Source organism: Rhizobium sp. AN80A, assembly GCF_030053015.1.
GTDB classification, from domain to species: domain Bacteria; phylum Pseudomonadota; class Alphaproteobacteria; order Rhizobiales; family Rhizobiaceae; genus Rhizobium; species Rhizobium metallidurans.
On the sequence record NZ_JASJPX010000003.1, the window covers coordinates 3,073,972 to 3,086,747 of the forward strand.

9 protein-coding genes and 2 pseudogenes are annotated in these 12,776 nt (G+C 63.8%); 6 read left to right on the forward strand and 5 right to left on the reverse strand.

Annotated elements, in window-relative coordinates; translation table 11 throughout:
• Window positions 1-6 precede the first annotated feature (6 nt).
• Window positions 7-508 (forward strand): annotated as a pseudogene (locus P3R82_RS26785) (low molecular weight protein-tyrosine-phosphatase).
• Here the strand turns inward: P3R82_RS26785 and thpR are convergent.
• Window positions 415-1,008 (reverse strand): RNA 2',3'-cyclic phosphodiesterase, encoded by a 594-nt coding sequence (gene thpR, locus P3R82_RS26790; protein ID WP_183902677.1) that lies wholly within the window; start codon window positions 1,006-1,008, stop codon window positions 415-417. The pseudogene P3R82_RS26785 and the gene thpR sit on opposite strands and share 94 nt — an antisense overlap.
• A gap of 68 nt (window positions 1,009-1,076) precedes the next feature.
• Complete coding sequence (locus P3R82_RS26795) at window positions 1,077-1,721, reverse strand: arylesterase (RefSeq protein WP_283195968.1); 645 nt, start codon at window positions 1,719-1,721, stop codon at window positions 1,077-1,079.
• Between the two features lie 52 nt (window positions 1,722-1,773).
• Here P3R82_RS26795 and P3R82_RS26800 point away from each other — a divergent pair, with 52 nt between their 5' ends.
• From P3R82_RS26800 to P3R82_RS26815, 4 genes and pseudogenes are all read left to right on the forward strand, one after another.
• Window positions 1,774-2,481: an ABC transporter ATP-binding protein gene (locus tag P3R82_RS26800; RefSeq protein WP_183902675.1), complete on the forward strand. Its 708-nt coding sequence runs from the start codon at window positions 1,774-1,776 to the stop codon at window positions 2,479-2,481.
• Window positions 2,478-5,021, forward strand: coding sequence for an ABC transporter permease (locus P3R82_RS26805; RefSeq protein WP_283195969.1), 2,544 nt, complete (start codon window positions 2,478-2,480; stop codon window positions 5,019-5,021). The genes P3R82_RS26800 and P3R82_RS26805 overlap by 4 nt, the downstream gene beginning before the upstream one ends.
• A gap of 180 nt (window positions 5,022-5,201) precedes the next feature.
• Entirely contained in the window at window positions 5,202-5,939 is a 738-nt protein-coding gene (locus P3R82_RS26810; protein ID WP_183902673.1) for a Bax inhibitor-1/YccA family protein, read from the forward strand.
• Between the two features lie 260 nt (window positions 5,940-6,199).
• Window positions 6,200-6,758: pseudogene (locus tag P3R82_RS26815) on the forward strand (N-acetyltransferase family protein).
• 63 nt (window positions 6,759-6,821) lie between these two features.
• On the opposite strand, the gene P3R82_RS26820 reads toward P3R82_RS26815, so the two are convergent.
• The 3 genes from P3R82_RS26820 to acnA form a co-directional block, all read right to left on the reverse strand.
• Window positions 6,822-7,223: a DUF2794 domain-containing protein gene (locus P3R82_RS26820; RefSeq protein WP_283195970.1), complete on the reverse strand. Its 402-nt coding sequence runs from the start codon at window positions 7,221-7,223 to the stop codon at window positions 6,822-6,824.
• 383 nt (window positions 7,224-7,606) lie between these two features.
• On the reverse strand, window positions 7,607-8,344 hold the full coding sequence (locus P3R82_RS26825; protein WP_283195971.1) for a thioredoxin family protein: 738 nt from the start codon (window positions 8,342-8,344) through the stop codon (window positions 7,607-7,609).
• A 267-nt stretch (window positions 8,345-8,611) separates the two neighbouring features.
• A complete protein-coding gene (gene acnA / locus P3R82_RS26830; protein WP_283195972.1) occupies window positions 8,612-11,302 on the reverse strand; it encodes an aconitate hydratase AcnA in 2,691 nt (896 codons plus the stop codon).
• A 256-nt stretch (window positions 11,303-11,558) separates the two neighbouring features.
• On the opposite strand from acnA, the gene ccmA reads away from it, so the two are divergent.
• Window positions 11,559-12,206: a heme ABC exporter ATP-binding protein CcmA gene (gene ccmA / locus P3R82_RS26835; protein ID WP_283195973.1), complete on the forward strand. Its 648-nt coding sequence runs from the start codon at window positions 11,559-11,561 to the stop codon at window positions 12,204-12,206.
• Window positions 12,207-12,776: the final 570 nt, after the last annotated feature.

The following is a 12,776-nucleotide window of genomic DNA, read 5'->3' on the forward strand; positions in this document are numbered from 1 at the left end:
TCTTTTATGAAACGCATCAGTATCCTGTTTGTTTGCATGGGCAATATCTGCCGTTCGCCGCTCGCCGAAGGTGTCTTCAGCCATCTGGCAAAAGAGGCCGGCCACGCCGACCGCTTTCTCGTCGATCTCGGCCGGCACCGGCAGCTGGCACCAGGGCGATGAGCCCGACAGACGGTCGATCGCGACCGCCCGCCATCACGGCATGGACATATCGGGCCAGCGCGCGCGGCGCATCCGCAAGCACGATTTCGCCGACTTCGACCTGATCGTCGCCATGGACCGCGACAATGTCGCGGCTTTGCGGGCACTCGATCCGCAGGCCCGGAATATCCATCTGTTCGGCGATCTGGCGCTCGGGAGCGGAGAGGACATCCCCGATCCCTATTATGGCGGCGCCGACGGCTTCGAGGCCGTCTATGCCAGGCTCTTGGCCGGCTGCAGGAAACTGTTGTCCATGCTCGGCGACGACAGCGCCTCGCGCAGCGGGAATACCTCTTCCGTCAGATAGGGCCCGCCGCCGACCGAATCGCGCGACGACAGCAGCACGAAGCGCGGCACGGTGAAGGATGCGGTCTGGAAATTGCCGCGTCCGGCGAGATAGTGCACCACGTCGTCGACGCGCGAGGATTTCAGCCGCGCCAGCGTCACATGCGGGGTGAACTTGCGCGGATCCGGCGAAAGGCCGATCCTTTGGCAGATCCGCTCGATTTCGGCCTGCAGGGCATACATTTCGGGCGACTGCGTGACGCCGGCCCAAACCGAATGCGGCTTCTTCGAGCCGAAAGCGCCGATACCGTCGAGCTTGATCTGGAATTCCGGCCTGTCGATGCGGTCGAGCCGGTCGACGATCTCGTCGGCCGTGCGCCCATCGACATCGCCGATGAAGCGCAGGGTGATGTGGTAGTTCTCCACATCGATCCATCGGGCGCCAGGGAGACCACCGCGCAGCAACGAAAGGCTCATTGCCGCATTGCGCGGAATTTCGAGGGCGGTAAATAGTCTCGGCATAACGAGCACTCCCCGAATCTTTTGCAGGTGCTCACACGGAATCACGCATTGACTACGTGCGCAAGTCCCTAATTCTTCACAGTCGGCAACGTTCCCACGAATTGTGTGATTGCCGGTTCCATCTTCTCGACCATCACGTCGACGCCCTTGCTGTTCGGGTGCATGCCGTCCTCGAGCTTCAGCGAGGCGTCGAGCACGACGCCGTCGAGGAAGAACGGATAGAGGCTAACCCCATATTTCCTAGCGAGTTTTTCATAGATCGGGTTGAACCGCGCCGCGTAGTCGCCGCCCATGTTCGGCGGCGCCATCATGCCGACGAGGAGCACCGCGATCCCGCGCTCCTTTAGCCGGGCAAGCATCTGGTCGAGATTCTTCTCGCTCTGTTCGGGCGCGATGCCGCGCAGCGCGTCGTTGGCGCCGAGCTCGAGAATGACCCCGTCGGTGCCGTCGGGAACCGACCAGTCGATGCGCGCCAGCCCGCCCGTCGTGGTGTCGCCGGAGACGCCGGCATTCGTCACGGACACGTCGAGCCCCTTGGCCTTCAGCGCCGCCTGCAGCTTCTCCGGAAAGCCGTCGCCCGGCGGCAGCTGGTACCCCGCCATCAGGCTGTCGCCGAAGCCGACGAGGTTGATCGTGCGCGCCTGCGCCGCAACCGAGAGCATCATCGAGCAGACGATGACAGCGATGTGAAGACCCGCAACTTTAAATCTCATTCCTGTTTCCCTAGATTGGCGGCACGATCGGCTTCATATAGGGCATTTAACGTTGGCTAAAACCATCATCGACTTGAAACGGGCCGATTTGACGCTCGGGAGCGCCGCTGCGTCCGTGCATGTGCTGAAGGGCATCGACCTTCGGATCGCCGCCGGCGAATCGGTCGGCATCGTCGGTCCCTCGGGCTCGGGAAAGTCGACATTGCTGATGGTGCTCGCCGGCCTCGAGCGGCTGGACAGCGGCGAGATCAATATCAACGAGGCGCCGCTGCACACGATGAGCGAGGATCAGGTCGCCGATTTCCGTGGCCGCAACATCGGCATCGTCTTCCAGTCCTTCCATCTGATCGCCAACATGACGGCGCTCGAAAACGTCGCCGTGCCGCTCGAGCTCGCCAATGTCGCCAATCCCTTCGAGATCGCCCGCCGCGAGCTGAAATCCGTCGGCCTCGGCGACCGGCTCAATCACTATCCCGGACAGCTTTCCGGCGGCGAGCAGCAGCGCGTGGCGATCGCCCGGGCGCTGGCGCCGTCTCCGGCCCTTCTGATCGCCGACGAGCCGACCGGCAATCTCGATACCGATACCGGTCGCCAGATCGCCGACCTCTTGTTTTCCAAGCAGACCGAGCGCGGCATGACGCTTGTACTCGTCACCCATGACAATGCGCTCGCCAAGCGCTGCTCGCGCCAGATCCGCGTCCGCTCCGGCAAGATAGAAGGCGACAGCGCCGCGATTGAAGCCGAAGTGGCCATCGCATGACGCTGATTTCGCCGCGTGTCTCGCTCGCCTTCCGTCTTGCCCTTCGTGAGCTGCGCGGCGGCCTCAGGGGCTTTTACATCTTCCTTGCCTGCATCGCGCTCGGCACCGGGGCGATCGCCGCGGTCAACTCCGTCTCGCAGTCGATCACCGACACGATTTCGACGCGCGGCCAGGAGATTCTGGCCGGCGACGTCCGCTTCGAGCTCAACAACCGCGAGGCGGCGCCGGCCGAACTGGATTTCCTGAAGTCCTACGGCAAGGTTTCGGTCTCGACCGGCTTGCGCTCCATGGCCCGCAAGCCGGACGGGTCCGATCAGGCGCTGGTCGAGGTCAAGGCCGTGGACGACGCCTATCCGCTCTATGGCAGCTTCGAGGCGCAGCCCAATTACACCCTGCCCAAGCTGCTTGCCAATCAGGACGGCACCTTCGGCGCGGTGGCGGCACCGCTGCTTCTGGAACGCCTCGGCCTCAAGCTCGGCGACGAGCTGCTGCTCGGCAACGTCATGGTCAACATCACCGGCACGCTGACCACCGAGCCGGATGCGGTCTCCGAGGGCTTCGGCTTCGCGCCGCGGCTGATGGTGAGCCGCCAGGCGCTGCAGGAATCGGGCCTCATCCAGACCGGCAGCCTGGTCGAGCACGCCTACAAGGTGCGGCTGAACGACCGGTCGACGCTGCCGGATATCCGCGACCGCGCCACGAAGGATTTCCCCGCCGCCGGCTGGTCGATCCGCACCAGCGACCGCGCCGCGCCCTCGCTTACCGAAAACATCGGCCGCTTCTCGCAGTTCCTGACCCTTGTCGGCCTGACCGCGCTCATCGTCGGCGGCGTCGGCGTGGCGAATGCCGTGCGCGCCTTCCTCGACGCCAAGCGCACCACGATCGCCACCTTCAAGTGCCTCGGCGCGCCGGCCTCGACCGTCGTGCTGATCTATCTCTTCCAGATCGGCCTCATCGCGCTTGGCGGCATCGCCGTCGGCCTCGTCATCGGCGCCGCCGCTCCCATTCTGGCCGCCCAGTTCCTGGCGCAGTTCCTGCCGGTCTCGACCGCGCCGACGCTCTATCCGGTGGCGCTGTCGCTCGCCGTGCTGTTCGGCGTCCTGACGACGCTCGCCTTCGCCATCATGCCGCTCGGCCACGCCCGCGAAGTGCCGCCGACGGCGCTGTTTCGCGAGCAGGGCTTCGAGGCCCGCCGCCTGCCTTCCTGGCCCTACATACTGATGGCGGCGATCTTCCTCGCCGCGCTTGCCGCCCTTGCCGTGGTGACCGCCTATGATCGCTTCATCGCCGTCGTCTTCATCGGCGCCATCGCATTCGCCTTCGTCGTCCTGCGCCTTGTCGCCGCCGGCATCGCCTGGCTGGCGCGCCGCAGCCCACGGGTCAACTCGCCGGCGCTGAGGCTCGCCATCGGCAATATCCACCGCCCCGGAGCGCTCACCCCCTCCGTCGTCCTCTCGCTCGGTCTCGGCCTGGCGCTGCTCGTCACGCTGACGCTGATCGACGGCAATCTGAGACAGCAGCTCACCGGCCGCATGGCCGGCGGCGCGCCGAACTTCTTCTTCGTCGATATCCAGGGCGCCGAACTCGAAGGCTTCCGCAATCTCGTGACGTCGCAAGCGCCTGACGGCAAGCTCGTCGAGGTGCCGATGCTGCGCGGCCGCATCCTCGCCCTCAACGGCGAGGAGGTGACCAAGCGCAAGGTGCCGCCATCGGGCCAGTGGGTGCTGCGCGGCGACCGCGGCATCACCTATTCCGAGACGCTGCCCGAAAACGCCGCCCTGACCGAGGGAACGTGGTGGCCGAAGGACTACAGCGGCGAGCCGCTGGTCTCCTTCTCGGCGGAAGAGGCCGGCGAGCTCGGCCTCAAGGTTGGCGATACCGTCACCGTCAACGTGCTCGGCCGCAACATGACGGCGAAGATCGCCAACCTGCGCAAGGTCGAGTGGGAGAGCCTGTCGCTCAACTTCGTCATGGTCTTCTCGCCCAACACCTTCAAGGGCGCGCCGCACGCCTGGCTGGCGACGCTGACCGATCAGAAGGCGACGGCTGCCGACGAAGCCGCGATCCTGAAATCGGTGACCAGCCGCTTCCCGACGATCACCAGCGTGCGCGTCAAGGATGCGATCGACATCGTCAATTCGCTGGTGGCGCAGCTGGCGACCGCGATCCGCGCCGCAGCCTCGGTCGCCCTCATCGCCTCGGTTCTCGTGCTGTCGGGGGCGCTTGCAGCCGGCAACCGCGCCCGCACCCATGATGCCGTCATCCTGAAGACGCTCGGCGCCACGAGGCGGATGCTGATGCGCGCCTTCTGCTACGAATATCTGATACTCGGCGTGGCGACCGCCATCTTCGCGCTGTTTTCGGGCGGCGTCGCCGCCTGGTTCATCGTCGCCCGCATCATGAAGATCCCCTCGCAGTTCCTGCCCGATGTCGCCGGCATGACGCTGGTCACGGCGCTGGTGCTCACCGTCGGCATCGGCCTGATCGGCACATGGCGCATTCTCGGCCAGAAGGCGGGACCCGTTTTGCGCGAACTGTGAGGGTGCCGGGTTGAAATAAATCCTGCACCTTACGGCGATTTAACGCGATGGCGGGTTGCAAGGCCCTTGTTTACGTGGGTCGAAGGGCTCATATTATCCACAGGCAAGCTGAAGCTCCGCAGCGGCGCCTGGGCAAGAAAGCCCGACACCGTATCCAATCGGGGCTGACAAGAGGAAATCATGGCTGACCTACGCAATTACCAGGGCCGCGTTCAGAGCGGTGTCCAGGCCGGAGAGATCGATCAGGGCCTTCGCAGCTACATGCTGAAGGTTTACAACCTGATGGCTATCGGCCTGGCGATCACCGGTCTGGCCGCTTATCTGTCGTTCACATTCGCCGTCTCCGGCGGCCAGCTGACCGCCTTCGGCGCCGCGATCTATACCAGCCCGCTGAAGTGGGTGGTCATCTTCGCTCCGCTGGCGATGGTCTTCTTCCTGAGCTTCAAGATCAACTCGATGAGCGTATCGGCCGCGCAGACGACCTTCGGCGTCTATGCCGCGCTGGTCGGCCTGTCGCTGTCGTCGATCTTCCTGATCTACACCGGCCAGAGCGTCGTGCAGACCTTCTTCGTGACCGCCGCCTCCTTCGGCGCGCTGTCGCTCTACGGCTACACGACCCGTCGCGACCTCTCGGCCATGGGCTCGTTCCTGATGATGGGTCTGTTCGGCCTGATCATCGCCTCGATCGTCAACATCTTCCTGGCCTCCTCGGCCATGCAGTTCGCGATCTCGGTGATGGGCGTGCTGATCTTCGCCGGCCTGACGGCCTACGACACGCAGCGCATCAAGGAAATGTACTACGCCGCCGACGACGCCACCATGGCCGGCCGCAAGGCGATCATGGGCGCGCTGACGCTCTACCTCGACTTCATCAACCTCTTCATGTTCCTGCTGCAGTTCATGGGCAACCGCAAGTAAGACGGAACGGGTATCGGAAAAGGCGCTCTTCGGGGCGCCTTTTTTGTTTCGGGGATCGGGTCGTCCTGGGGTGGTTGCGCATCCACCCACTCCATCGTCATTCTCGGGCTCTTCCCGACAATCCAAGCACGCCTCTACATATGCGACGCCGATGGACCACCCGCCCCCTCCCAACCGTCGCATCCCGTCCGCTTTCCCCTTGCCAACTGCCGCCGCGAATGCTCTTCAAGCGGACAGCCCCTCCAGCCATCGGCCTGCCCATGCCCGTTCTCATCCGCGACGCCGCTCCCTCCGACATCGACGCCATCACCGCCATCTACCGCGAGTCCGTGCTGAACGGCGTCGCCAGCTATGAAATCGCCCCACCGGATCGGGACGAGATGGCGGCGCGATACCAGGCCATCGTCGCGAACGGCTACCCCTATATCGCCGCGACAGGCGAGGATGGCGCGCTCATCGGCTATGCCTATGCGTCGGCCTTCCGCACGCGGCCGGCCTATCGGTTCATGGTCGAGGATTCTGATCTATCTGGCGCCGGAGGCGCGGGGCAAGGGTGTCGGCAAGCGGTTGCTGGAGGCGCTGATAGCGCGCTCGACGGCGCTCGGTTTCCGCCAGATGGTCGCCGTGATCGGCGGCGCGCATCCGGCCTCGATCGCGCTGCACGCCACGCATGGTTTCGAGGAGATCGGCCGCATCAAGGGCTCCGGCTTCAAGCACGGGCGCTGGCTCGACACCATGCTGATGCAGCGTCCGCTGGGCGACGGGGCTTCCGGCGATCCCGACCTCGCGGCCTATCCGGCGACGCTGTTTGCGGAGTGAGAGGCCTCCCGCGCGGTCGCGGAAAACGGGACCGGCGCGGTTGTCCGGCTCGTTCGCGACGCTTTACTTCTCGACGAGCTTCAGCGACTTGTTGAACACCTTCAGCACCTGCTGCAGGTCATGGCCGCGCTTCAGGATCTGGCCGTGGGTATTGACGACGGAATAGGCGCCCTGCTTGGCGGCGAGCTTGGGGTTTTTCTCGATGCGGTAGAGCGGCATCTCGCCGGAACGCTTGAAAACGGAGAAAACGGCGAGATCCTTCATGTGGTCGATCGCGTAATCCCGCCACTCGCCTTCGCCGACCATGCGCCCGTAGATCCACAGGATCGCATCCAGCTCTCGCCGGTGAAACGTCACCGGCAACGGGTCCTTGCTCTGCTTGTAGTCCCTGATATCCACGACGACGGGGGTGTCGCCATCGGTGGCCCGATTGCTCCCACGCCGCAAATCCGGCTGATCTGTCATCAGTCTCGAATGCCTCCGTTCGTGACACGCGGGTGACAGTTTGCCTTAGCGTTTACAAATTGCAAGCGCGGCCTCGTGCGCATTAAGCATAGTCTGTGCAATCTGCGGCGTGCCGCATTTCAGTCAAAACAGCGCCTCAATTAAAAGAGAAATTCGCTCGCACTTGACCGGCGCATCCTTGACGGATTCGCCGACACTGAATTCTGCGCATCGTCTTTCGGTACTTTGGGGGCGATGTGACTGTTTGGCGCCAGCGCGCCAAAGGGCCCGGCTGACCGTATCGACCTTAACCCCAGCCCCGAATACGATCAGTCGGGCCGCCCCGCTTTCACCTGACAGGCAGATGAAATCCTTCGGATGGCCTTGCCGGCTTGCTGGCCGGCTCAGATGTTCTTGCCGGCCATGATCACCGTTGCGCCGAGGATCGCCGAGGGCGTTCCGTCGGGCGTGGACGACTGCAGCAGAACCGCGCATCCCTCGAGATCGGGCTTTTGCAACAGGGTGGCGGGCAGCGTCAGGCGGGTCTGCTTTCCATCCCACATGCCGACGGTTTCGACATTCGAGACACTGTGCGTGTAGGCGATCTTCTGGCCGCTGTTTTCGCCCTTCTGCACCTCGATCGTCTTCTCGCGATCGAAATAGACCATGACGACATTGGCCTTTCCCTGGCCGGGGCCGACGGTGATCTCGAGCTGGTCGCCCTTGACCTCGGCCTTGACAGGCACGTTCAGCCCTTCGCCGCCGTTGACGAAGCCGTCGATCTTGCGCTCGATGCCGCCGAGATCCGAGCCCATCACGTGATCGCGGCCGTTGACCACGACCTGCGGCGTGTAGACATTGGCGCGACCCATCGTCTTGGCATAGCCGTACTGGCGCTCAGTGTTTTCCTTCGAGCTCAGCGTATCGGCCCAGCCCATGTAGTTCCAGTAGTCGACATGATAGGCGAGGGCGATGACGTCGCCGCGCTCAACCAGCTTGCGAAACGCCGCATCGGCGGGAGGACACGACGAGCAGCCCTGTGAGGTGAACAGTTCGACCACGCCCTTGGGCGCCTCGTCGGCGAGCAACGGGCTCGCCAAGGCGACACTTGCAATCAGCGAAATCAAAAACCGCGGCGACATTCACCTCTACCTCTTTTCCTCTCTATCCCCGCCGAAAAGGCCGGCCACATGGACTGGCCAACCACGCGGGCAGGGGCTCCAACTCTTCAACCTAGAGATAATCTCTCCCGATCCAAACGAAAAATCACGAACGGGTGAGACGGCGCCGGGGTGGGACAACTCCGCAACACTTCGCCGTGAGGGATCGCAGCCATCCAGGACGAAAAAGCCGCCGGAAATCGCTTTCCGGCGGCCATTATCGTGCAACCCATTAAAATTGTGGGCCGATCAGGCCGCGAGATCTCGCAACACCGTCTGCAGGATGCCGCCATTGTTGAGATAGACGACCTCGTCAAGCGTATCGACGCGCGACAGGAGCGGAACGTCCTTCACGGTGCCGTCGCCATAGGTGATCCTGGCGATCTTCTTCTCGCGCGGCTTGATGTTCTCGAGCCCCTCGATGGTGACGGTCTCGTCGCCCTTCAGCCCCAGCGTCGCCCAGGTCGTACCCTCCTCGAAGACGAAGGGGATGACGCCCATGCCGACGAGGTTCGAGCGGTGGATGCGCTCGAAGCTCTGCGCGATCACGGCCTTGACGCCCAAGAGGTTGGTGCCCTTCGCTGCCCAGTCGCGCGACGAGCCGTTGCCGTATTCGACGCCGGCGAAGATGACAAGCGGAACACCCTCGGCCTTGTACTGCATGGCCGCGTCGTAGATCGATTCCTCCTGCTTCGACGGGTAGTGGATGGTGTAGCCACCTTCCTTGCCGTTCGGGCCGAGCATGTGGTTGCGGATGCGGATGTTGGCGAAGGTGCCGCGCATCATCACTTCATGATTGCCGCGACGCGTGCCGTACTGGTTGAAGTCGGCGACGCCGACATTGTGCTCCAGCAGATAGGCGCCGGCCGGCGAGGCGGCCTTGATCGAACCGGCCGGAGAAATGTGGTCGGTGGTGATCTTGTCGCCGAAGAGGCCGAGGACGCGCGCACCCTTGATATCGGAGACGCCGGAGCCGGTCTTGCCCATGCCGACGAAGTAGGGCGGGTTCTGCACATAGGTCGAGTTGTCGTCCCAGGCATAGGTCTGGCCCGGAGGCACCTGCACGGCCTGCCAGTTGGCGTCGCCCTTGAAGACGTCGGCATATTTCGTCTCGTAGAGTTCGCGGGTGACGTATTTCTGGATGAAGGCCTGCACCTCGTGCGAGGTCGGCCAGATATCCTTCAGATAGACGGGGTTGCCGCTCTGGTCCACGCCGATCGGCTCACTCGTCAGGTCCTTCTGCACCGTGCCGGCCAGCGCATAGGCGACGACGAGCGGCGGCGAGGCGAGATAGTTGGCCTGCACGTCGGGCGAGATGCGGCCTTCGAAGTTGCGGTTGCCGGAGAGAACACCCGAGACGATCAGGCCCTTGTCGTTGATCGTCTTGGAGATCGGCGCGGGAAGGGGCCCGGAATTGCCGATGCAGGTCGTGCAGCCGAAGCCGACGAGGTTGAAGCCGAGCTTGTCGAGATCGGCCTGCAGGCCGGATTTCGCCAGATACTCGCCGACCACCTGAGATCCCGGCGCCAGCGAGGTCTTCACCCACGGCTTGGTCTTCAGCCCCCTGGCGACGGCATTGCGGGCAAGAAGGCCGGCGGCGATCAGGACCGACGGGTTCGACGTGTTGGTGCACGACGTGATGGCGGCGATCGCCACGTCGCCATGGCCGAGATCGAAATCCGTGCCTTCCACCGCGTAGCGGTTGGCGAGCTGGCCGGGCTTCTTGTAATCGGCATCCATCGAGCCGGCGAAACCGGACGCGATGTTTTCCAGCGGGATGCGGCCTTCGGGACGCTTCGGGCCGGCCATGGCGGGCACGACATCGCCGAGATCGAGCTCCAGCGTATCGGTGAAGACGAGATCGGAGCCATCGCCCTCGCGCCACATGCCCTGCGCCTTCGAATAGGCTTCGACCAGGGCGATGCGGTCATGCGAGCGGCCGGACATGGTGAGGTAGTTGATGGTTTCGCCATCGACGGGGAAGAAGCCGCAGGTGGCGCCGTATTCCGGGCCCATGTTGCCGATCGTCGCGCGGTCGGCGAGCGGCATGTTGTCCATGCCGGGGCCGAAGAACTCGACGAATTTCGACACCACGCCCTTCTTGCGCAGCATCTGCACGACCATCAGCACGAGGTCGGTCGCGGTCACGCCTTCCTTGAGCTTGCCCGTCAGCTTGAAGCCGATGACTTCGGGAAGCAGCATCGATACCGGCTGGCCGAGCATGGCCGCTTCCGCCTCGATGCCGCCGACGCCCCAGCCGAGAACGCCGAGACCGTTGATCATCGTCGTGTGGCTGTCCGTGCCGACGCAAGTGTCCGGATAGGCGATCGTCTCGCCGTCCTCTTCCTTGGTCCAGACGGTCTGGCCGAGATATTCGAGATTGACCTGGTGACAGATGCCGGTGCCCGGAGGCACGACGCGGAAATTCTGGAAGGCCTGCTGGCCCCATTTCAGGAAGCGGTAGCGCTCGCCGTTGCGCTGGTATTCGAGCTCGACGTTTCTGGAAAACGCCTGCGGCGTGCCGAATTCGTCGACGATGACGGAGTGGTCGATGACGAGATCGACGGGCACCAGCGGGTTGATCTTCTCCGGATCGCCGCCGAGCGACACCATCGCGTCGCGCATCGCCGCGAGATCGACTACGGCGGGAACGCCGGTGAAGTCCTGCATCAGAACGCGCGCCGGGCGATAGGCGATTTCGTTTTCGACGGTGCCCTTGTTATCAAGCCATTCGGCGACGCCAAGGATGTGTTCCTTGGTGACCGACTGGCCGTCCTCGAAGCGCAGCAGGTTCTCGAGCAGAACCTTCATCGAATAGGGAAGCTTGGAAACGCCGGGCAGGCCGTTTGCCTCGGCCTTCGGCAGGCTGAAATAGACATAGTCCTTACCATCGACGGTAAGGACGGAACGACAGTGAAAGCTATCAAGTGATTTAGACACGAGAGACCCCGTTTCTGATCGCGAACACAATTGTGCGGACGCCTATGCACTAAAGGCACATCAGGATGCGGGTACGGCCATTTCCGCGGTCCGCACATGAAGTCAGACCTCATGTTCGGCGCTAGGATGAAATTCACGCCGACCGCTGGCGTGGTAATCCACATATAGATAACTTCATCAAAAGCTGCCAGAGAGGGACCGTCCATTTCTGATTTTTTTGCCTCGCATGACTGAAAACCTGAACCCCGGAACCCCCATGCATCTGCACGCCTCCGATCTCGCTGCCCGCAGAGGCGAAGAGCTCATTTTCGAAGGCGTGTCCTTTGCCCTGGCTTCAGGCGAAGCCCTGGTTTTGACTGGCAAAAACGGATCGGGAAAATCGACCCTGCTGCGTGTGCTCGCAGGCTTGCTGCGGCAGGAAACGGGCACGATCACGGTCATGGACGCGAACGGCGCGACCGATTTCAGGCTCCCCGAGATCAGCCACTATCTCGGCCACCGCAATGCCATGAAGAGCGAGCTGACGGTGGAGGAAAACCTCGTCTTCTGGCGCCGCTATCTCGGTAACGCCGACGGCGGCACCGGCATGTCGATCGAAGACGCCGCCGATGCCGTGGGCCTGCCCGGTATCACCCATCTCCCCTTCGGCTACCTCTCCGCCGGCCAGCAACGCCGCTTCGCCTTCGCCAAGCTGCTTGTCTCCCACCGCCCCGTCTGGATCCTCGACGAACCGACCGCCGCGCTCGACGCCAGCGCCGACCAGCTCTTCGCCGGGCTGATCGAGGCGCACCGCGCGGCGGGTGGGATCGTGATCGCGGCGACGCATCAGCCTTTGGGGTTGAGCGATGCCAGGGAATTGCGGATGGCGGGGTTTTCAGGGGGGAGTGCCGGGGTGTGGGGGTGATGGCTGTGCTTGCAACAAAAACCCCTCCCCAACCCCTCCCCACAAGGGGGAGGGGCTTGCCTGCGGCAACCGGTCGGCAGGACTGCAACCTATCAACCGGTACGAAGATGAAATGCGGGAGTTCTACAGCGCGCCGGGTTAGCCCCCTCCCCCTTGTGGGGAGGGGGTTGGGGAGGGGACTTCAGCGGCACCCACCGAGCCCGCGTCGCCCCCTCATCCGCCTGCCGGCACCTTCTCCCCCGTTGGGGAGAAGAGACTCGTGGCAAGCCGCTCGCGCCGACTTTCCCTTCTCCCCCATGGGGGTCCGAAGGACGGGTCGAGACCAGCGGCTCGACCCCGGTCAGTGGCCCGAAGGGTCGGATGAGGGGGCCACGGGCGCTGAGGCCAGCTATAGCCGAGCCGCAAAGGCTCCATGCCACCGTCGCGCCAGGATTACCCCCCTCTGCCCTGCCGGGCATCTCCCCCACAAGGGGGGGGATTGGCTCGGTGCAACCGCTCGTTCCACCTTCATTGGTTGGCTGAGAGCAAGCCACGAGTCGATCTCCCCACCTGTGGGGGAGATGCCCGGCA

Coding starts and splice junctions, on each gene's coding strand:
- P3R82_RS26805 (WP_283195969.1), top strand. CDS start 2,478: ATGACGCTGATTTCGCCGCGTGTCTCGCTCGCCTTCCGTCTTGCCCTT.
- P3R82_RS26825 (WP_283195971.1), bottom strand. CDS start 8,344: ATGTCGCCGCGGTTTTTGATTTCGCTGATTGCAAGTGTCGCCTTGGCG.
- P3R82_RS26820 (WP_283195970.1), bottom strand. CDS start 7,223: ATGACAGATCAGCCGGATTTGCGGCGTGGGAGCAATCGGGCCACCGAT.
- P3R82_RS26795 (WP_283195968.1), bottom strand. CDS start 1,721: ATGAGATTTAAAGTTGCGGGTCTTCACATCGCTGTCATCGTCTGCTCG.
- ccmA (WP_283195973.1), top strand. CDS start 11,559: ATGCATCTGCACGCCTCCGATCTCGCTGCCCGCAGAGGCGAAGAGCTC.
- P3R82_RS26810 (WP_183902673.1), top strand. CDS start 5,202: ATGGCTGACCTACGCAATTACCAGGGCCGCGTTCAGAGCGGTGTCCAG.
- thpR (WP_183902677.1), bottom strand. CDS start 1,008: ATGCCGAGACTATTTACCGCCCTCGAAATTCCGCGCAATGCGGCAATG.